An 18,795-nucleotide genomic window follows, 5' to 3' on the forward strand; every position below is an offset into this window, starting at 1 on the left:
CTACCGGAAATTGGGCGCTATCTTAGCGCCTGCCAGATAGCCCGGACTGCACCCGCGGTTAAATTTTGTTGTTGCGATGCTCAATACGTCACAGGCAAGGGGTCGAGGCTGCGCCACATATACCAGGTGGCCACGGTGCGCCACGGTTCCCAGTTGGCCGCCACCTCGCGCGCCTCGCTGCGTGTAACCGGTTCGCCGCTGAAATAGTTGGTCGAGATGGCGTTGATCAGGCCGACGTCGTCGAGCGGCAGCACATTGGGCCGCATCAGGTTGAACATCAGGAACATCTCGGCGGTCCAGCGGCCGATGCCGCGGATCTGCGTCAGCTCGGCGATGACGGCCTCGTCGTCCATCTGCGCCCACTGCGCGACATGCACCGTGCCGGCCTTGAAGTGCCCGGCCAGATCGATCAGGTATTCCGCCTTGCGCTTGGACACGCCGCAGCCAGCCAGCTTCTCGGGGCCGGCACGCAGGAACTGCGCCGGCGCCAGCCGCGGGCACACCGCGTGCAGGCGCTCCCACACCGACTGCGCGGCCTTGACCGAGATCTGCTGGCCCACCACCGCGCGCGCCAGCGTGACGAACGGGTCGCCGCGCGAGACCAGGTGCGCGGGACCGTAGGTGGGGATCATCTTGCGCAGGATGCGGTCGCGCTTCATCAGGTCCGCGCAGGCCTCGTCCCAGTATGCAGGGCGCACGGCGTCGTCGACGGTCTCGACCGGCAGCGGCACCGCCTGGGCTTCCGGCAGCACGGCCTTGGCGTTACGCGCGACCTTTGCCGCGGAGCGCGTGGCATCCTTGCTGGTGTCCTTGCCATCCGGCAGCGGCGCCTCCCTGGCGCCGGCCTTGCCCGGGCGCGGGCCGGCCGCCTTCGCCCGGCCGGCGGTGGCGGGCGGCGTGGCAGTAGCAGGCTTGCGCGCGGCAGCGTTCAAGCACGCCTCCACTCGGTGGCACCGCCCGGCTTGTCTTCCAGCACGATGCCCGCTTCCAGCAACTGGGCGCGGATGCGGTCCGCCTCGGCGAAATTGCGCTCGGCCTTGGCGGCCTTGCGCGCCGCGATCAGCGTTTCGATCTCGTCCGGCGAAGGGCCGTCGGCGGACTTGCCGCCCTGCAGGAAGGTATGCGGGTCACGCTCGAGCAGGCCCAGCGTGCCGGCCAGCCCCTTGAGCTGGCGCGCGGCCGCGGTGGAGCCGGTGCGGTTGATCTCGCTGGCCAGGTCGAACAGCACCGACATCGCGATCGGCGTGTTGAAGTCGTCGCCCATGGCCTCGGCAAAGCGCTTCGCGTGCGGCTCGTCCCAGTCCACCGCGCAGCCGCCCGGCTGGCTGTCCTTGAGCGCCGTGTACAGGCGCGTCAGCGCGTGGCGCGCATCGTCCAGGTGCGCGTCGCTGTAGTTCAGCGGGCTGCGGTAATGCGCGCGCAGGATGAAGAAGCGCACGACCTCGGCGTCGTACGCCTTCAGCACCTCGCGGATGGTGAAAAAATTGCCAAGCGACTTGGACATTTTCTCGTCGTTGATGCGCACGAATCCGTTGTGCATCCACAGGTTGACGAAGGGCTTGCCGCTGGCGCCTTCGGACTGCGCGATCTCGTTCTCGTGGTGCGGGAACTGCAGGTCGGCCCCGCCGCCATGGATCTCGAAATGCTCGCCCAGCAGCGCGCAGCTCATCGCAGAGCATTCAATGTGCCAGCCCGGGCGGCCGGCGCCCCATTGCGAGTCCCACTTGCTCTCGGGCGGCTCGCTGGCCTTGGCGGATTTCCACAGCACGAAGTCGAGCGGGTCCTGCTTGGCATCGTTGGCGCTGACACGCTCGCCGGCGCGCAGGTCTTCCAGCGACTTGCCGGACAGCTTGCCGTAGCCGTCGAACTTGCGCACCGAGTAATTCACGTCGCCGTCGCTGGCCTGGTAGGCCAGGCCCCTGGCCTCGAGCTTGCGGATCATGTCGAGCATCTGCGGCACGTAGTCGGTGGCGCGCGGCTCGTAGTCGGGACGGATCACGCCCAGCGCGGCGGCATCCTCGTGCATGTACTGGATGAAGCGCGTGGTCAGCTCGCCAATGGTCTCGCCGTTCTCGACCGCGCGGCGGATGATCTTGTCGTCGATATCGGTGATGTTCTGCACATACGTCACCTCGTAGCCGGCGGCGCGCAGCCACCGGTGCACCATGTCGAACACCACCATCACGCGCGCGTGGCCGACGTGACAATAGTCGTACACGGTCATGCCGCACACATACATGCGGACCTTGCCGGGTTCGATTGGCACGAATGGCTGCTTCTCACGCGCGAGCGTGTTGTAGATGTTGAGGGGCTGCATGAAACGAAGTGAGTGGTGAGAGGAGTCTGCCGGTTCCACACGGCAGGCAGCGCGAACGCCGCTGCTGGCGCAATGCCGTCGCGCCCCATATCTTACCGGAAGGCGGTGCGCGAGTCGGACCCGCGGCCCGGCCGGCCGGCGCGCATGCACGTGCGCACGCACGTCGTGCATAAACACCGCACGCCTGGCCGCCGCGGCATCGCCTTCGTGCCGCACTTGCCGCTTTGCTAGAATGCCGCGGAGTATAACGGACCCGTCCTCAATGAGCCTGCCGCTGCCCTCCCCGTTTTCTGCCGTCTCCGCTACGCGCACGCGCCGGCGCGGATCCCGCACCGTCCTGCCGCTGCTGGCCCTGGCCGCGGCGCTGGCAGGTCCTGCGTCCGCGCAGAATGGCCCGTTGTCGCTGGCGGTGCCGACCTCGCCGGTCGGCGGCATCCAGTCGACCGACCCTGGCATGGGCGAGGCCCAGCAAGCCGCCAACGCGCGCCGCTACGAGGACGCCATCAAGGGCTTCGACCGCGTGCTCGCCGCCAACCCGCGCAATGCGCAGGCCCGCTTCCAGCGTGCCTGGGCGCTGGCCCAGGCGGGCCGCGAGGACGAAGCGATCCAGGCCTTCAGCGAGATGGCACAGGACTTTCCCGAGCTGCCCGAGCCGCACAACAACCTCGCCCTGCTCTATGCCAAGCGCGGCGACCTGAAGCGCGCCGAAGCCGAATTGCTGCTGGCCACCGAGGTCAAGCCCGCCTTCGCGGTCGGCTACACCAACCTGGGCGACCTCTACCGCCGCCTGGCCGAGCAGGCCTACACCGAAGCGCTGCGCCGCAATCCCGGCGATGCCCGCGCCAGTGCCGGCCTGCGCCAGCTGGCGCCGGCTTCCGCCGTGGCAGCGCCACCGAAGCCGGCCGCACCCGCGGCCACCGGCCGCAAGGTGGCGCCAGGCGCGCGCCAGTCGCCGGCCAGCGCCCCGGCGGCCAACTGACCGCATGCATCCGCAGGCCCGGCGCGGCATGCCCGGGCCGTGTCCATCCCGACTTACCGGAGTTCCCTTCATGATCCGTTCCCGTCGCATCGTCATTGCCGGCCTGGCCGCAGGCGCCCTCGCGCTGTCTTCGTTCAGCGCGCTGGCCCAGCAGAAGGCCGCCGAGCGCGTCCAGTTCGTCACCAGTGCCGGCAAGTTCACGGTCGAGCTCTATCCCGAGGCCGCGCCCAAGACCGTCGCGAACTTCCTGGAATATGTGAAGAGCGGCTTCTACAGTGGCACCATCTTCCACCGCGTGATCAACGGCTTCATGGTGCAGGGCGGCGGCTTCGACCGCGACATGAAGGAAAAGCCCACGCGTGCGCCGATCCCGCTGGAAGCCCGCAACGGCCTGAAGAACAAGGCCGGCACGGTTGCCATGGCGCGCACCAGCAACCCGGATTCGGCCACCGCGCAGTTCTTCGTCAATGTGGTGGATAATCCGAATCTCGACTACCCGCAGCCGGACGGCAATGGCTATGCCGTTTTCGGCAAGGTGGTGGAAGGCATGGACACGATCGACAAGATCAAGGCCGTGCCGACCACGGCCTACGGCCCGATGCGCAACGTGCCGGCCGCGCCGATCGTGATCGAGTCGGCCACCGTCGTCAAATAATTACCGAACAGAGGAAACCGCCATGTCCAAGGTACAGCTGCAGACCAACAAGGGTGTGATCACCCTGGAACTCGACGCCGAGAAGGCCCCGAAAACGGTGGAGAACTTCCTGTCGTATGTCCGCAAGGGCCACTACGACAACACCATCTTCCACCGCGTGATCAAGAACTTCATGATCCAGGGCGGCGGCTTCGAGCCCGGCATGAAGCAGAAGGACACCGACGCCCCGATCGAGAACGAAGCCGGCAACGGCCTGAAGAACGACCGCTACACCGTGGCGATGGCGCGCACCAATGCGCCGCACTCGGCCACCGCGCAGTTCTTCATCAACGTGGTCGACAACGACTTCCTCAACTTTTCGTCGCCGACCCCGCAGGGCTTCGGCTATGCCGTGTTCGGCAAGGTCGTCGACGGCACCGACGTGGTCGAGCAGATCAAGGGCGTGCGCACCGGCAGCTCGGGCTTCCACCAGGACGTGCCGCTGGAAGACGTCGTGATCGAGAAGGCCGTCGTCGTCGAGTAAGCCGATGCCTGCCGATTGCGGTACCGTGCGCGCCCGCGTGCGGGCCTTTCGCTCCCGACACCACGCATGACCGCAATCTCCCACACGCCGGTGGCCGGTCCCCTCGAGGTACAGGCGCCGGCGTGGTTCATTTCAGACCTGCATCTGACGCCCGGCATGCCGCGCACGCTGGCGGCGTTCGAGCGCACGCTCGAGCGCGCCGCCGCGCACGCGCGCACGCTGTTCATCCTGGGCGACTTCTTTGAATTCTGGGTCGGCGACGAAGAAACCGAGGCACCGTTCGCGCAACGCGTGGCGCTGGCGCTGCGCGCGCTGGCCGCGCGCGGCGTGGCGGTGTACCTGATGCACGGCAACCGCGACTTCCTGCTGGGCCGGCGCTTCGCCAATGCCGCCGGCGCCACGCTGCTGCCCGACCCCACCGTGATCCACTGCGCCGGCCAGCGCGTGGTACTGAGCCACGGCGACATGCTGTGCATCGACGACGAACGCTACAACCGCTTTCGCCGCTGGACCCGCAAGCGCTGGGTGCAGCGCGTGTTCCTGGCGCTGCCGCTGCGCGCGCGCCTGGCGGTGGCCCGCAAGCTGCGCGCCGACAGCGAAGGCAACCGCGCCAGGCAACGTGAGGCCGGTGCCGCGGCACCGGCGGTCTATGGCGATGTGGCGCCCGCGGCGGCGGCCCAGTTGCTCGGCGCCGCAGGCGCGTCGCTGCTGGTCCATGGCCATACCCATCGCCCTGCCCGCCACGAGGAAGGCACAGGCGTGCGCTGGGTGCTGACCGACTGGGACCTGGACGGCGTGCATCCGCGCGCCGCAGTGCTGCAGCTGGACCACGACGGCTTCCGGCTGCTGCCGCAGACGGACTGAGCGGCGCCAGCCGTCGCTCGCGCCGTTACTTCATCAGCTTGCGCAGTTCGCTGGCATCGAACGGATCGTTCGGCGTGTTTTCCAGATGTTCGCCAAGCCGGTCGAGCGCGGCCAGCACGGCCTCGATGCGGTCGTGCTGGAGCGCGGCATTGTCGATCAGGCTCTTGAGCGCCAGCGATACCGGGTCGTCGGCATTCGGCGTGATGCCGTAGGCCGAGAACTCCTGCTTTGCACCCTGCTGCACCGACGGCGCATCCGGCAGGATGATGCGGGCCGGAATGCCGACCGCGGTCGCGCCCGGCGGCACCGGCTTTAGCACCACCGCATTGGAGCCCACCCGCGCCCCGTCGCCCACTTCGAAGCCGCCCAACACCTTGGCGCCCGCGCTGACCACCACGCCGACACCGAGGGTCGGATGCCGCTTCTGGCCCTTGTACAGCGAGGTGCCGCCCAGCGTCACGCCCTGGTAGATGGTGCAGTCGTCGCCGATCTGCGCGGTCTCGCCGATGACCACGCCCATGCCGTGGTCGATGAACACGCGCCGGCCCAGTGTCGCCGCCGGATGGATCTCGATGCCGGTGAAAAAGCGCGACCAGTGCGAAATCCAGCGGCCCAGCCAGTGCCAGCCCGCGCGCCAGCACGCGTGCGCGAGCCGGTGCAGCAGCACCGCGTGCAGGCCCGGATAGCAGGTCAGGACTTCCAGGCGGCTGCGCGCGGCGGGATCGCGCAGCATGATGGTGTCGATATCTTCCTTCAGGCGAGAGAACATCTTGGTCGTGTCGTGGTGCCGCGCGGTGCGCCACGACACGCGGGCCAGGGCCCGGGGCGGGGTCGCCGGCGCGGTCGGGGGCCGGTGAAGAGGATCAGGAGTGTAAGGGATTTGCCGGTCCGCCTTGCGGCGCCGGCGTTTGGCCCCTGATCCGCCAGGGACATTGCTGCGATGCTGCGATCAACATCGACCGGGCCTGCGCCCACCCGCGGCGGCAAGACCCCAGGCCACGCCGCCTCGGCATGCACCGTTCCGGTCCCACATCACATCGCTACGGGTTGCTGCCACAGTCCATTGCTCCTGTCACCGGTCGGCCGGCGGGCCAGACGGGTTCTGCGCGGCAATCAGCATGTGCTTGGCAATGCCGCGCAGGATGTTCACTTCCTCGCGCTCGAGGCCGCTGCGCGCCAGCAGACGGCGCAGCCGGGTCATCAGCTTGCGCGGATTGGACGGATCGAGAAATCCGATCGCCTCCAGCCCGGCCTGCAGGTGGCCGAACATGGCCTCGACCTGTTCCGCCGTGGCCGGCTCGCCAGCATAGCCGATATTGGCGCCCGCGTCCGGGGCGGCCTCCAGCAGCGTCAGCCGCATCTCGTAGGCGACCAGCTGCACCGCCTGCGCCAGGTTCAGCGAGGCATAGGCAGGATTGGCGGGGATATGGGTCACGGCGTTGCAGCGCTCCACCACCTCGTTGGGCAGGCCATAGCGCTCGTTGCCGAACACGAACGCCACGTCGCCGCTGCCGGACAGCGTCTGCCGGGCCCGCGCGGCGGCGGCGCGCGGCAGCAGCCGCGGCGGCCCGAACTCGCGCTGGCGCGCGGTCATGGCCACGGTCAGCGCGGCGCCGGCCAGGGCCGCGTCGACCTGGTCGACGATCACGGCGGCGGCCAGCACGTCGTCGGCGCCGCTGGCCATGGCCACGGCATCGGGATGCCGCAGCACTTCGGGCTCGCGCGGCGAGACCAGCACCAGGCTGCCGAAGCCCATGGTCTTGATCGCCCGCGCCACCGAGCCGACGTTGCCGGGATGGCTGGTTCCCACCAGCACGAAGCGCACGCGGCCGAAGGCATCCCCGCCTGACGTGGGGGTGGCGGGCTGGCTCGTATCAATTGCCGGGTTCATATACAATTCGGGGTTCTTCTTTGGCGCGGCGCCAGGTTTATGCATGCGCGCGAGACGTTCGCGACACATTTGCGAAGCGTCCTGCAGCAAGGCCGGCGACGCCCCACGTTCTTCTACAATCCGTTGTGTTGTCAGCTGCCCATGGGCGGGCGAGCGGCGCTTTGGCGCCCCGCCGCGCGGTCGTGGCCAGCCTGGAGAGATTCATGCATCCGATGCTCAATATCGCCATCAAGGCGGCCCGCAAGGCGGGATCCATCATCAACCGCGCGTCGCTCGACGTCGATCTGGTGCGCGTCTCGCGCAAGCAACACAACGATTTCGTTACCGAGGTGGACCGCGCCGCCGAAGCCGCGATCATCGAGATCCTGCGCACGGCCTACCCGGAACACGGCATTCTAGCGGAAGAGTCCGGCCAGTCCTGGACTGAAGAAGAAGCCACCCATGAGTACACCTGGGTCATCGACCCGCTCGACGGCACCACCAACTTCATCCACGGCTTCCCGCAATACGCGGTCTCGATCGCCCAGCTGCACCGCGGCACCCCGGTGCAGGCGGTGGTCTACGACCCGACCCGCGACGAGCTGTTCACCGCCACCAAGGGCGCCGGCGCCTTCCTCAACAACCGCCGCATCCGCGTCACCCGCCGCGACAAGCTGGCCGACTGCCTGATCGGCACCGGCTTCCCCTTCCGTGACCTGGAAGGCGTGGAAGAGTACCTCGAGATCTTCGCGCTGATGACGCGCAGCTGCGCCGGCCTGCGCCGCCCGGGCGCCGCCGCGCTGGACCTGGCCTACGTGGCCTGCGGCCGCCTCGACGGCTTCTTCGAGCGCGGCCTGCAGCCGTGGGACATGGCCGCCGGCATGCTGCTGATCACCGAGTCGGGCGGCCTGGTCGGCAATTACGCCGGCGAGCCGCGCCAGCTGGAACAAGGCGAAGTGCTGGCCGGCAACCCCAAGGCCTTTGCGCAGATGGTGCGCCTGCTGTCGCCGTACTCACTGGACAACGCCAAGCCCAGCGCCGCCTGACGCTGCAGATGGCCTGAGCGGCCATGCCAGCAAGCACGCCCGCCGCACCCCGGCGGGCGTTTGTTTTTCCCGGGGCCGAATGCCCGTGCGTCCCGCATTGCGGCCTCGTCTCATTCCCCGGCGAGCCATGATCCTGGTCAAGGCCGCGCCGCCCTGCGCTCACCAGAATGAATCCATGCGCCACGCCATGTGCGCGCGGATCCAGCCACAGGAGAGCCAGCATGTTTCCCGAGTATCGCGACCAGATCACCGCCCTGAAGACGCAGGACGCCCGCTTTGCGCGGCTGTTCCACCGCCACAATTCGCTTGACCAGGAAATCCACAACATGGAGGCGGGCCTGGTGCCGGCGTCCACCTTCGAGATCGAGCGGCTGAAAAAGGAGAAGCTGCTGCTCAAGGACCAGCTCTACCAGATCCTGCGCCGCACCACGGCCTGACCGGAGGCGCGCAGATGACCGATCGCGACACCCTCCCCACGCGTATCCCCACCCGTATCCCCACCACCACACGGCCGCGCGCCACCGCCAGGGGCGATGTGCTGCCCACCCGCTCGGCGCTGTCGGCGCAGCGCAATGAAGTCGACAGTGCCGTCGAAGCCGCAGTACAACTCGCGGCAAGCGGCATGCAGGACATCCTCGCCAGCCAAGCCGGCGATGACAGCGGCATGCTGGGCGCCATCCGCACGCTGCTCGACGGCATGGCGCCGGACGAGGCCGCGCAATTGCGCAGCCTGATCCTGGAAGGCGACCCGGCCGCCTGGCAGGCTGGCCGCCAGCGCCACCCGGACGATGAACTGTCAGCCGGCTGGCGCGAAGGCGCATATCCGTACCAGAACCTAATGTCGCGGCGCAATTACGAGAAGCAGAAGTACCGCCTGCAGGTGGAACTGCTCAAGTTCCAGGCCTGGGTGCGCGAAACCGGCCAGCGCGTGGTGATCCTGTTCGAAGGCCGCGACGCCGCCGGCAAGGGCGGCACCATCAAACGCTTCATGGAACACATGAACCCGCGCGGCGCCCGCGTGGTGGCACTGGAAAAGCCCACCGAAGCCGAACGCGGGCAATGGTATTTCCAGCGCTACGTGCAGCACCTGCCCTCGGCCGGCGAGATCGTGCTGTTCGACCGCTCCTGGTATAACCGCGCCGGCGTCGAGCACGTGATGGGCTTCTGCTCGATCCGCGAATACCAGGACTTCCTGCAGCAGGCGCCGGATTTCGAGCGGCACCTGGTACGCAGCGGCATCCACTTGTTCAAGTTCTGGTTCTCGGTCAGCCAGAAGGAGCAGCGCCGGCGCTTCCGCGAGCGCGAGATCCATCCGCTCAAGCAATGGAAGCTCAGCCCGGTCGACGTGGCCTCGCTCGACAAATGGGACGAGTACACCCGCGCCAAGGAAGCGATGTTCGCGCATACCGATACCGCCGATGCGCCCTGGACAGTGATCCGCTCCGATTGCAAGAAGCGCGCGCGGCTCAATGCGCTGCGCTACATCCTGTCGCGCTTTCCCTATGCCAACCGCGACACCACCGCCATCGGCCAGGCGGATCCGCTGATCGTCGGGCGCGCGCTGGCCAACTGAGCACGGCGCCAAAGCACACGCCCGCTTTCGTCCGCTTCGCGCCATTGCCTCCCATAACAGAAAAGGGATCCCATGTTCAAGCACATCCTGCTCCCGGTCGACGGCTCGGAGCTCTCGCAACAGGCCGTCTCCGCCGGCATCCAGTTCGCCCGCACCGCGGGCGCGCGTCTCACGCCGTACATGTGCGTGGAGAGCTATCCCTATGTGCTGACCAGCGACAGCTCGCACGAAAAGCGCGACGCCTACCAGCAGCGCGTCGAAGCCGAGGCGCGCCGCGAACTGGCCAGGGTCGAGTCCGCGGCCGCGCTGGCCGGCGTGCCATGCAGCGGCCACGTCTCCAGCGCTTCGGCGCCGTACCAGGGCATCATCCATGCAGCCCGCGACCTGGGCTGCGATGTCATCTTCATGGCCTCGCATGGCCGCCGCGGACTCAGCGGGCTGCTGCTGGGCAGCGAAACGCAGAAAGTGCTGACCCATAGCGACATCCCGGTGCTGGTGTTCCGCTGATCCGGGTCGGCGCAGCGGTCTGCGGCACGTCGCCGGCCCTTCGGCGATCCCTCGGCGACCCCTCGGCGGCCCTTCGGCGACCCTTCGGCGGCAGCACCGTGCTGTACCATATCGCCCATATTCGAAAACGCCCCTTCGTGCCGCGGCCACAGGCCGCCGGAGCAGCGCCCGGCCCGCCCCCGCGGGGGCGCTTTTTCCTGGCACGCAAGGTGCGCTCGGCGCGGATCGGGCTGCACGACGCAGCCCAGCGCCAGACAGGCTAAATGGCAATGGGATTGCAGAAGAAAACCGACCCTGAACAGTCACAGGCAGACGCCGCAGGCAGCCGCCACACGCCCATGATGCAGCAATATTTACGCATCAAGGCGGACCACCCCGACACCCTGCTGTTCTACCGCATGGGTGACTTCTACGAACTCTTTCATGACGATGCCGAAAAGGCCGCACGCCTGCTCGACATCACGCTGACCGCGCGCGGCTCGTCGAATGGCGTGCCGATCCGCATGGCCGGCATCCCCTTCCATTCGGCGGACCAGTACCTGGCGCGGCTGGTGAAGCTGGGCGAGTCGGTGGCGATCTGCGAGCAGATCGGCGACCCCGCCACCAGCAAGGGGCCGGTGGAGCGCAAGGTGGTGCGCATCGTCACACCCGGCACGCTGACCGATGCCGCGCTGCTGCCCGACAAGGCCGATACCTTCCTGATGGCCGTGCACCAGCAGACCACGCGCCGCGGCGTCAGCAAGACCGGGCTGGCGTGGCTGAACCTGGCTAGCGGCGAGCTGCGGCTGATGGAATGCGAGGTGGCGCTGCTGGGCCGCGAGCTGGAGCGTATCCGCCCGGCCGAGCTGCTGTATGCGGATGGCATCGAACTGCCGGCGCTGGCGTGCGCACGCACGCGCTTGCCGGAATGGCATTTCGACCAGGACGCCGGCACGCGTCGGCTGCGCGAGCAGCTGGGCGTGGCCAGCCTGGACCCGTTCGGCTGTGCCGGGCTGGGCGCCGCGCTGGGCGCGGCGGGCGCGTTGCTGAACTACGCCGCCACCACGCAGGGCCAGTCGCTGCGCCATGTGCAGGGCGTGAAGGTCGAGCGCGAATCGGAGTATGTCGGACTGGACTCCGCCACGCGGCGCAACCTTGAACTGACCGAAACCCTGCGCGGCGGCGAGTCGCCGACGCTGTTCTCGCTGCTGGACACCTGCTGCACCGCCATGGGCAGCCGCGCGCTGCGCCACTGGCTGCACCACCCGCTGCGCGACCCGGCGGTGCCGCAGGCGCGCCAGCAGGCCATCGGCGTGCTGATCGACCAGGGCACCGACGCGCTGCGCGGGGCGCTGCGCCGGCTCGCCGACGTCGAGCGCATCACCTCGCGGCTGGCGCTGCTCAACGCGCGCCCGCGCGACCTGTCGTCGCTGCGCGACACGCTGCGCGCGCTGCCCGAGGTGCAGGCCTGCCTGCAGGACGACCAGGGCAGCCTGCTGCTGGCGCAGACCCTGCAGGACCTGGCCGTGCCGCACGACTGCCTGGACCTGCTGGTGCGCGCCGTCGCCGCAGAACCGGCCACCGTGGTGCGCGACGGCGGCGTGATCGCGCGCGGCTTCGATGCCGAACTCGACGAGCTGCGCGACATCTCCGAAAACTGCGGCCAGTTCCTGATCGACCTGGAAGCGCGCGAGCGCGCGCGCACCGGCATTGCCAACCTGCGCGTCGAGTTCAACCGCGTGCACGGTTTCTATATCGAGGTCACCAACGGCCAGGCCGACAAGGTGCCCGACGATTACCGCCGCCGCCAGACCCTGAAAAACGCCGAACGCTACATCACGCCCGAGCTGAAGGCCTTCGAGGACAAGGCACTGTCGGCGCAGGACCGCGCGCTGGCGCGCGAGAAGCAGCTCTACGATGGCCTGCTGCAGGCACTGCTGCCGCATATCGGCGAACTGCAGCGCGTCGCCGCCGCACTGGCGCGGCTGGACGTGCTGGCGGCCCTGGCCGAGCGCGCGCAGACGCTGGACTGGTCGGCGCCGGAGCGCGTCGCCGAGAACGTGGTCGATATCGTGCAGGGCCGCCATCCGGCGGTCGAGGGCCAGCTTGCGGCGGAGTCGGTGGCGTTCATCGCCAACGACTGCCAGCTCAACGAGGCGCGCAAGCTGTTGCTGATCACCGGCCCGAACATGGGCGGTAAATCGACCTTTATGCGCCAGACCGCGCTGATCGTGCTGCTGGCCTGCGTCGGCGCCTATGTGCCGGCGCGGCGCGCGGTGATCGGGCCGATCGACCGCATCTTTACCCGCATCGGCGCCGCCGATGACCTGGCCGGCGGGCGCTCGACCTTCATGGTCGAGATGACCGAGGCCGCCGGCATCCTGCATCACGCCACGCCGGCATCGCTGGTGCTGATGGACGAGATCGGCCGCGGCACCTCGACCTTCGACGGCCTGGCGCTGGCCTGGGCGATCGCGCGCCATCTGCTGTCGCACAACCGCAGCCATACCCTGTTCGCCACGCATTACTTCGAACTGACCCAACTGCCACAGGAGTTTCCGCAGGCGGCCAACGTGCACCTGTCGGCGGTCGAGCATGGCGACGGCATCGTGTTCCTGCACGCGGTGCAGGACGGCCCGGCCAGCCAGAGCTACGGCCTGCAGGTGGCGCAACTGGCGGGCGTGCCGCAGCCGGTGATCCGCGCCGCGCGCAAGCACCTGGCCTGGCTGGAGCAGCAATCCGCCGATGCCACGCCCACGCCGCAGCTCGACCTGTTCGCCGCGCCGCCGACACCTGACGAGGACGAGGCCTGGCACGATGGCGATGCCGGCACGGCGGCGGCCACCCTCCGCGCCGCGCTGGCGCCGGAGCAGGCAGCCGTGATCGACGCGCTGGCCGACCTGGATCCGGACACGCTGACGCCGCGCGCGGCGCTGGAGGCGCTGTACCGGCTCAAGGCGCTGGCGGGCGAGGCGGTCGATACGGCATGAAGGCGCTGCGCCGGGCCCTGCCGACCCTGCTGCTGCCATGGCTGTGCCTGACCACCATGGCGGCTGTCGCGCCGCACGCGCTGGCGGCGCGGGCCCCGGCCAAGCCGCAGGTGGTGCGCGTCGCGCTGATCGCCGACCTGCCGCAATGGCCCGCCGCCGAAGCCAACATGGCGGCGCTGCTCGACCACTTCGCCGAGCGCAAGCTGAACCTTGTGATCCATGCGGGAGGCATCAAGGGCGATACGGAATCATGCAGCGACGCCGTGCTCAGCAGCCGCCAGCAGCTGCTGAACCAGTCGCCGCTGCCGCTGATCTATGTGCCGGGTGAAACCGACTGGTCCGAATGCAGGCTGCCGGTCAACGGCAGCTTCGACCCGGTCGAACGGCTGAGCCGGCTGCGCGAACTGTTCTTCCCGGAAGACGCCACGCTCGGACGGCAGACGCGACCGCTGGTGCGGCAATCGGACCAGGCGCTGTTCCGCAGCTTCCGCGAAAACATGCGCATCAGTGTCGGCGACGTGCTGATCGTCGGCCTCAACGTGCCGGGCGACAACAACCACTACCGCGACGAAGGCGGGCGCAACAGCGAATTCGAGGACCGGCGCGAAGCCAACCGTCAGTGGCTGGCGCGGGCGTTCTCGCTGGCGCGCCAGCGCGACCTGAACGGCATCGTCGTGGTGGCCCACGCCGATCCGCATTTCGCCAACGGCTGGGAGAAGAAGGGTCGGCCCACGCTGCTCGACGGCTTCATGCGCCATCGCACGCGCGACGGCTACCTCGAGTTCAAGCGGCAGCTGCGCGACCTGAGCGCGCGCTTCAACGGCCAGGTGTTGCTGGTGCACGCGGCCGGTAGCGGGCCCGACAGCGGCTTCGGCATCGACAAGCCGCTGCGCGACCCGGCAGGCAAGGTGATGCAGAACTTCACGCGCGTGTCGCTACCGACCAGCACGATCTCGCAATGGGCCGAACTGGTGATCACGCCCGCCGCGGCGTCGCCGTTCGCGGTGGTGCTGAAGGATGCCCCGGCACCGAACTGACGCGCGCCAAAGCAAAGAAGCCGGCAACCGCCGGCTTCCTGATGACACCACTGCAAGCGAAGGCTCAGTGCAGCGTGCGCGGGGTATCGTCGTCCTCGTCTTCGTCCACCACTTCAACGCCCGAGGCGCCGTGGGCGTGGCCATGCTCGACTTCCTCGGCGGTAGCCTCGCGCACTTCCGAAACCTTCAGCCAGAAGCGCAGCGCCATGCCGGCCAGCGGATGGTTGCCGTCCAGCACGACCTTGTCCTCGGCCACGTCGGTCACGGTGTAGATGACGGAGTCTTCTTCGTCGCCGTCCTCGGGCATGCCTTCGAACTGCATGCCGACTTCGAGCGGTTCGGGGAAGCGGTTGCGCGGCTCGACCTTCACCAGGTCGGCATCGTAGTCGCCGAACGCGTCTTCCGGCTCCAGCTGCAGCTGAGTCTCGAAGCCGGTGTCATGGCCGTCGAGCGCTTCCTCGATCTTGGGGAACGTGCCATCATAGCCGCCGTGCAAATAGACCATGGCTTCATCTGACTCCTCGATCAGATTGCCTTGCGCGTCCGATAGCTTGTACATCACGGACACCACCGTGTTCTTAGCGATTTTCAATTCTTGACTCCATGAACGATTCCGCATTATACGCGCAGGCCCTGCCCCCTGGCCCCGTCGATCCAGACACTCCGCTCGACTTGCTTGGTGGCATGACGCCTGCTGCATTCATGCGGGATGTCTGGCATCGCAAGCCCTTGCTCATTCGACAGGCGGTGCCGGGAATTGTGCCGCCGGTGTCGCGCGATGCGCTTTTCGATCTCGCCGATCGCGACGATGTCGAATCGCGCCTGGTGACGCACTTCCGCAACCGCTGGAAGCTCGCGCATGGTCCATTTGCGCGCGAAAACCTGCCCGGCGTCAAGACCCGCCAGTGGACCTTGCTGGTGCAGGGCGTCAACCTGCACGATGCCGCGGCCGCGGAACTGATGGGCCGCTTCCGCTTCGTGCCCGACGCCCGCCTCGACGACGTGATGATCAGCTACGCCAGCGACGGTGGCGGCGTGGGCCCGCACTTCGACTCCTATGACGTGTTCCTGCTGCAAGTCTCAGGCCGGCGCCGCTGGCGCATTTCGTCACAGGCCAGTCTCGAGCTGATCCCCGACATGCCGCTGAAGATTCTTGCCGACTTCAGCGCGGAACAGGAATGGGTGCTGGAACCGGGCGACATGCTGTACCTGCCGCCGCAATATGCGCACGATGGTATTGCCGAGGGCGAATGCATGACCTGCTCGATCGGTTTCCGCGCGCCCGCCTATCGCGAATTGGCCGGACACTTCCTGGCATGGCTGTCGGAAACGGTGGAGGACAACGACGAGCTCGGCGGCCGTTATGCCGATGCCGGCGAAGGCGCCGCGACGCGTCCCGCGCAATTGCCGGCGGGCATGGCCAAGGCGGTTGCGGAACGGCTCAAGGCACTGCAATGGAACAGCCAGATGGTGTCGGAATTCCTGGGCAGCCATCTGTCCGAGCCCAAGCCTGGCGTTGAATTTGCAGAGATCGATGACATTCCGTTGCGCCGTTATGCGACACTGGCGTCCCGGCATGGGGTGGTGCTGGCGCCGGCATCGATTGCGCTTTACGACCGGGCCAATTTCTTCCTGAACGGAGAAGCCTACGAGCCGCCGGCCGAATTGATGCCGTGGCTGAAGAAGTTGGCCGATAATCGGCAGCTTAGTGCGCAGGAGGTAGAGAACTGCGCCGACCTGCCCGATCTGATGGAAACATTCCATCACTGGACCCTGGAAGGATGGTTGCAATTGGGGCCGCGGCTGTAATAATGCGTAACATTGCGAATCAGCAAATTTCGGCGCTACACAAGCCGGGAAAACGCGGATATAATCGTTGGCTGGCTAGTACTGTGGACCACTGCATATGTCGGCACCCGGGAGGGCCTAATTTTGCAGTTCAAGAGCGATAATTACCGGTAATTATTCATCGCCTGTTTTTCGTTATTACAAGTTAAAGGACGAACAATGAAGAAGTCTCTCCTGATCGCATCGCTGCTGGCCGCTGTTGCTCTCGCTGCTTGCGGCAAGAAGGAAGAAGCTGCCGCGCCGGCCGCTGATACGGCTGCTCCGGCTGCTACCGCTCCTGCTGCTGAAGCTTCGGCTCCGGCTGCTGAAGCCCCGGTCGCTCCGGCTGCTGACGCTTCGGCCCCGGCTGCTGACGCCTCGGCTCCGGCTGCTGACGCTTCGGCTCCGGCCGCCAAGCAGTAATCGGTTTCTGACCGATAAAAAAACCGGCCTTCGGGCCGGTTTTTGTTTTTGGGGCGCGCCCTCGCGCGGTCCCTGCTGCCACTGGCCTCAGGCCCGCACCGCCTGCCACGCCAGGCCCTCGTCCTGATCCGCCACCAGCACTTCGCTCGGCCTTGCGCCCAGCGCCGCCGCCAGCGCCCCGGTGGCCAGTTCACGCGTATTGTTCTGCTTGCTCAGGTGGGCCGCCACCACGCGGTTCAGGCCATCATGGGCTACCTGCGCCAGGATGCTGGCAGCCACTTCATTGGCCAGGTGGCCAAAGTCGCCGCCGATGCGCCGCTTGAGCGAGGCCGGGTAGACCGAATTGCGCAGCATCTCGCGGTCATGGTTGCATTCGAGCACCAACGCATCGACGCCCGCCAGGCGCGCGGTCACGTAAGGCGTTTCCATCCCTGCATCGGTCAGCACACCCAGCCGTGCATGCCCGTCCGATAGCACGAACTGCACCGGCTCGCGCGCGTCGTGCGGCACGGTGTAAGGCAGCACCTGCAGGCCACCGATCGCAAAGCCATGGTCGGCACAGCAAACCCGCACGTCGGCTACGTCGGCACCGCGCAGGTGCGAGGTGGCCAGCCAGGTGCCGTGACTGGCATAGACCGTCAGTCGATGGCGCGCGGCAAAGGCATAGGCCGAACCGACATGGTCGCCATGCTCGTGCGTGACCAGCACCGCGTCGAGCTGGTCCGGCGTGACGCCCAGGCGCTCCAGGCGCCGGGCGGTCTCGCGGATGCCGAAGCCGCAGTCCAGCAGCACGCGGGTGGTGGCGGTGTCTTCGCGGGATTCGATCAGCAGCGAGTTGCCCTCGCTGCCGCTGCCGAGGAAGGCGAAGCGCATCATGGCCGCGCCCTCCCCGCCAGGCACCGGCCAGGATGGCCGGCTGGCAAGCCAGCACTCATGCGCCGGCTCAGTGCAGTTGCTCGTCGATCAGCGACAGGATGCGCTTGCCGACTTCGCCGTTCTCGGGCTGGCCGGCGTCGTTGAGCACCGTCACCAGCGTGCCGCTGCCCGTACCCTTGAGCGAGACGCGGTACTTCTTGGCGGTCTTGGGATCGTCCGGCTTGGTGAACAGCTTGGAGAAGAAGCCGCGGTTGTCGACCGTGTTGCGCGGGTCGACATAGCGCACGAAGTACAACCCTTGCGCGCGATCGCGGTCTTCGACGGTGAAGTTGACGCGGTCCAGCGACAGGCCCACCGAGCGCCAGGCGCGGTCGAACGGCTCGGGCAGCTGCAGCGCAGGGGCGCCGTTGACCTGGGCCAGGTACGACTTGTTCGGCGCGGCACCTTCGGCGCCGGCAGCGGCACCCGCGGCAGCCGCAGTGCCCGCCGCAGCGCCCGCCGCCGCGGCGGTATTGCCGGCCGGCGTCGGGTTCTTGGCCATGCGGTCGGCCTGCTCCTTCTGCACGCCCAGGCGCTGGGCCAGGCGCGACAGGAATTCGGCTTCCAGCTCGGGATCGGCCGGGCGCGGGGTCCACACCGTGCTCGACTTGTCGATGCCGGTAAGCTGTTCCTGCGCGCCGCGGTGGCTGATGAAGACTTCGAGCGTGCCGTTCTGCGCGCGCTCGACGCGGGTGCGGAACTTGTCGCGCTCCGAGGTCGAGTACAGGCCGTCGAACACCTTGCCGATGGTATTGCGGATGATGTCCTGCGGGATCTTGGCGCGGTTCTCGGCCCAGTCGGTTTCCATGATGCCGGTCTCGGGCGAGTCCTGCACAAGCAGGAAACCGCTTTCCTGCCAGAAGCCGCGCAGTTGCTGCCACAGCTGGTCGCCACGCATGCCGTTGCTGATCACCAGCCAGCGCTGGTTGCCGTCGCGCTCCATGCGGATGCCCTGCGCCGACGGCAGCACGTTCTCGGTCGGCGATTGCTCGCGCACCTTGGTGGCCTGGCTGTAGGTCGACAGCGTCGAGGTGCCGTTGGCATCGGGCACCGAATAGCGCCGGTCGCCTTCCAGCTTGGTCAGGTCGGGCGGCACGTCCAGCGTGGGCGTGCGTTTAGAGGCCGACGACTTGTAGTCGATCTTGTCGGGCTGCATGGCCTCGTTGAGGCTGCTGCAGCCGGTCAGCACACCTGCGGCGAGCACGGGCACAACCAGGGCGGCGCGGCGGACTTGCGTCGCGCCACGGCGGTTAAGCTTCAGTTTCATTGACACGCAATCCTAGTAGGTAA

General features: G+C 67.7%; 19 protein-coding genes. 12 read left to right on the top strand and 7 right to left on the bottom strand.

The annotated features are described in order from the left end of the window. Positions 1 to 80 precede the first annotated feature (80 nt). Positions 81 to 932, bottom strand: coding sequence for a DNA-3-methyladenine glycosylase family protein (locus MKD50_RS13310; protein ID WP_115706545.1), 852 nt, complete (start codon positions 930 to 932; stop codon positions 81 to 83). Continuing rightward, positions 929 to 2,317 (bottom strand): cysteine--tRNA ligase, encoded by a 1,389-nt coding sequence (cysS, locus tag MKD50_RS13315; RefSeq protein WP_252667319.1) that lies wholly within the window; start codon positions 2,315 to 2,317, stop codon positions 929 to 931. The genes MKD50_RS13310 and cysS overlap by 4 nt, the downstream gene beginning before the upstream one ends. Positions 2,318 to 2,579: 262 nt before the next feature. On the opposite strand from cysS, the gene MKD50_RS13320 reads away from it, so the two are divergent. The 4 genes from MKD50_RS13320 (at position 2,580) to MKD50_RS13335 (ending at position 5,338) form a co-directional block, all read left to right on the top strand. Then, positions 2,580 to 3,296 (top strand): tetratricopeptide repeat protein, encoded by a 717-nt coding sequence (locus MKD50_RS13320; protein WP_252667320.1) that lies wholly within the window; start codon positions 2,580 to 2,582, stop codon positions 3,294 to 3,296. A gap of 70 nt (positions 3,297 to 3,366) precedes the next feature. Continuing rightward, the gene (locus MKD50_RS13325; RefSeq protein WP_111519693.1) at positions 3,367 to 3,951 is read left to right on the top strand and encodes a peptidylprolyl isomerase; all 585 of its coding nucleotides are present in this window, start codon (positions 3,367 to 3,369) and stop codon (positions 3,949 to 3,951) included. Positions 3,952 to 3,973: 22 nt separating this feature from the next. Continuing rightward, complete coding sequence (locus tag MKD50_RS13330) at positions 3,974 to 4,474, top strand: peptidylprolyl isomerase (protein WP_012352488.1); 501 nt, start codon at positions 3,974 to 3,976, stop codon at positions 4,472 to 4,474. A gap of 66 nt (positions 4,475 to 4,540) precedes the next feature. After that, positions 4,541 to 5,338: a UDP-2,3-diacylglucosamine diphosphatase gene (locus tag MKD50_RS13335; RefSeq protein ID WP_252667321.1), complete on the top strand. Its 798-nt coding sequence runs from the start codon at positions 4,541 to 4,543 to the stop codon at positions 5,336 to 5,338. A 25-nt stretch (positions 5,339 to 5,363) separates the two neighbouring features. Here the strand turns inward: MKD50_RS13335 and cysE are convergent, their stop codons facing one another. Next, complete coding sequence (gene cysE / locus MKD50_RS13340) at positions 5,364 to 6,107, bottom strand: serine O-acetyltransferase (RefSeq protein WP_092314140.1); 744 nt, start codon at positions 6,105 to 6,107, stop codon at positions 5,364 to 5,366. Positions 6,108 to 6,410: 303 nt separating this feature from the next. Then, complete coding sequence (locus MKD50_RS13345; RefSeq protein WP_371925339.1) at positions 6,411 to 7,229, bottom strand: RNA methyltransferase; 819 nt, start codon at positions 7,227 to 7,229, stop codon at positions 6,411 to 6,413. A gap of 203 nt (positions 7,230 to 7,432) precedes the next feature. Between MKD50_RS13345 and MKD50_RS13350 the strand changes: the two genes are divergently transcribed. The 6 genes from MKD50_RS13350 to MKD50_RS13375 all read left to right on the top strand — a co-directional run bounded on the left by MKD50_RS13350 (position 7,433) and on the right by MKD50_RS13375 (position 14,340). Then, on the top strand, positions 7,433 to 8,254 hold the full coding sequence (locus tag MKD50_RS13350) for an inositol monophosphatase family protein (protein WP_115706539.1): 822 nt from the start codon (positions 7,433 to 7,435) through the stop codon (positions 8,252 to 8,254). Positions 8,255 to 8,475: 221 nt separating this feature from the next. Next, positions 8,476 to 8,691, top strand: a complete 216-nt coding sequence (locus tag MKD50_RS13355) for an HP1242/YdcH family protein (RefSeq protein WP_062802096.1) — start codon at positions 8,476 to 8,478, stop codon at positions 8,689 to 8,691. Positions 8,692 to 8,705: 14 nt separating this feature from the next. Further along, complete coding sequence (ppk2, locus tag MKD50_RS13360; protein ID WP_115706538.1) at positions 8,706 to 9,827, top strand: polyphosphate kinase 2; 1,122 nt, start codon at positions 8,706 to 8,708, stop codon at positions 9,825 to 9,827. Positions 9,828 to 9,899: 72 nt separating this feature from the next. Then, positions 9,900 to 10,334: a universal stress protein gene (locus tag MKD50_RS13365; protein WP_115706537.1), complete on the top strand. Its 435-nt coding sequence runs from the start codon at positions 9,900 to 9,902 to the stop codon at positions 10,332 to 10,334. Positions 10,335 to 10,672: 338 nt separating this feature from the next. Next, a complete protein-coding gene (mutS, locus tag MKD50_RS13370) occupies positions 10,673 to 13,303 on the top strand; it encodes a DNA mismatch repair protein MutS (RefSeq protein WP_371925340.1) in 2,631 nt (876 codons plus the stop codon). Next, complete coding sequence (locus tag MKD50_RS13375; protein WP_252667322.1) at positions 13,300 to 14,340, top strand: hypothetical protein; 1,041 nt, start codon at positions 13,300 to 13,302, stop codon at positions 14,338 to 14,340. Before mutS ends, MKD50_RS13375 begins: the two co-directional genes overlap by 4 nt. Positions 14,341 to 14,404: 64 nt before the next feature. Here the strand turns inward: MKD50_RS13375 and MKD50_RS13380 are convergent, their stop codons facing one another. Continuing rightward, on the bottom strand, positions 14,405 to 14,932 hold the full coding sequence (locus MKD50_RS13380) for an FKBP-type peptidyl-prolyl cis-trans isomerase (protein WP_025582242.1): 528 nt from the start codon (positions 14,930 to 14,932) through the stop codon (positions 14,405 to 14,407). Positions 14,933 to 14,943: 11 nt separating this feature from the next. Here MKD50_RS13380 and MKD50_RS13385 point away from each other — a divergent pair, with 11 nt between their 5' ends. Both MKD50_RS13385 and MKD50_RS13390 read left to right on the top strand, forming a co-directional pair. Next, positions 14,944 to 16,149 (top strand): cupin domain-containing protein, encoded by a 1,206-nt coding sequence (locus tag MKD50_RS13385; protein WP_172582622.1) that lies wholly within the window; start codon positions 14,944 to 14,946, stop codon positions 16,147 to 16,149. Positions 16,150 to 16,347: 198 nt separating this feature from the next. After that, complete coding sequence (locus MKD50_RS13390) at positions 16,348 to 16,590, top strand: hypothetical protein (protein WP_092313758.1); 243 nt, start codon at positions 16,348 to 16,350, stop codon at positions 16,588 to 16,590. 87 nt (positions 16,591 to 16,677) lie between these two features. Here MKD50_RS13390 and MKD50_RS13395 read toward each other — a convergent pair whose 3' ends face one another. Together MKD50_RS13395 and bamC are read right to left on the bottom strand one after the other, a co-directional pair. Continuing rightward, on the bottom strand, positions 16,678 to 17,466 hold the full coding sequence (locus tag MKD50_RS13395) for an MBL fold metallo-hydrolase (RefSeq protein WP_252667323.1): 789 nt from the start codon (positions 17,464 to 17,466) through the stop codon (positions 16,678 to 16,680). 67 nt (positions 17,467 to 17,533) lie between these two features. Beyond that, a complete protein-coding gene (gene bamC / locus MKD50_RS13400; protein ID WP_115706532.1) occupies positions 17,534 to 18,772 on the bottom strand; it encodes an NlpB/DapX family lipoprotein in 1,239 nt (412 codons plus the stop codon). Positions 18,773 to 18,795 lie beyond the last annotated feature (23 nt).

The sequence above is a fragment of the Cupriavidus mimosae genome (assembly GCF_023952485.1).
Lineage (GTDB): Bacteria > Pseudomonadota > Gammaproteobacteria > Burkholderiales > Burkholderiaceae > Cupriavidus > Cupriavidus taiwanensis_C.

Excerpts from the sequence above, each read along its gene's own strand:
- cysS (WP_252667319.1), bottom strand. The coding sequence starts at position 2,317 with ATGCAGCCCCTCAACATCTACAACACGCTCGCGCGTGAGAAGCAGCCA.
- MKD50_RS13320 (WP_252667320.1), top strand. The coding sequence starts at position 2,580 with ATGAGCCTGCCGCTGCCCTCCCCGTTTTCTGCCGTCTCCGCTACGCGC.
- MKD50_RS13325 (WP_111519693.1), top strand. The coding sequence starts at position 3,367 with ATGATCCGTTCCCGTCGCATCGTCATTGCCGGCCTGGCCGCAGGCGCC.
- MKD50_RS13330 (WP_012352488.1), top strand. The coding sequence starts at position 3,974 with ATGTCCAAGGTACAGCTGCAGACCAACAAGGGTGTGATCACCCTGGAA.
- MKD50_RS13335 (WP_252667321.1), top strand. The coding sequence starts at position 4,541 with ATGACCGCAATCTCCCACACGCCGGTGGCCGGTCCCCTCGAGGTACAG.
- cysE (WP_092314140.1), bottom strand. The coding sequence starts at position 6,107 with ATGTTCTCTCGCCTGAAGGAAGATATCGACACCATCATGCTGCGCGAT.
- MKD50_RS13345 (WP_371925339.1), bottom strand. The coding sequence starts at position 7,229 with ATGAACCCGGCAATTGATACGAGCCAGCCCGCCACCCCCACGTCAGGC.
- MKD50_RS13350 (WP_115706539.1), top strand. The coding sequence starts at position 7,433 with ATGCATCCGATGCTCAATATCGCCATCAAGGCGGCCCGCAAGGCGGGA.
- MKD50_RS13355 (WP_062802096.1), top strand. The coding sequence starts at position 8,476 with ATGTTTCCCGAGTATCGCGACCAGATCACCGCCCTGAAGACGCAGGAC.
- ppk2 (WP_115706538.1), top strand. The coding sequence starts at position 8,706 with ATGACCGATCGCGACACCCTCCCCACGCGTATCCCCACCCGTATCCCC.
- MKD50_RS13365 (WP_115706537.1), top strand. The coding sequence starts at position 9,900 with ATGTTCAAGCACATCCTGCTCCCGGTCGACGGCTCGGAGCTCTCGCAA.
- mutS (WP_371925340.1), top strand. The coding sequence starts at position 10,673 with ATGATGCAGCAATATTTACGCATCAAGGCGGACCACCCCGACACCCTG.
- MKD50_RS13375 (WP_252667322.1), top strand. The coding sequence starts at position 13,300 with ATGAAGGCGCTGCGCCGGGCCCTGCCGACCCTGCTGCTGCCATGGCTG.
- MKD50_RS13385 (WP_172582622.1), top strand. The coding sequence starts at position 14,944 with ATGAACGATTCCGCATTATACGCGCAGGCCCTGCCCCCTGGCCCCGTC.
- MKD50_RS13390 (WP_092313758.1), top strand. The coding sequence starts at position 16,348 with ATGAAGAAGTCTCTCCTGATCGCATCGCTGCTGGCCGCTGTTGCTCTC.
- MKD50_RS13395 (WP_252667323.1), bottom strand. The coding sequence starts at position 17,466 with ATGATGCGCTTCGCCTTCCTCGGCAGCGGCAGCGAGGGCAACTCGCTG.
- bamC (WP_115706532.1), bottom strand. The coding sequence starts at position 18,772 with ATGAAACTGAAGCTTAACCGCCGTGGCGCGACGCAAGTCCGCCGCGCC.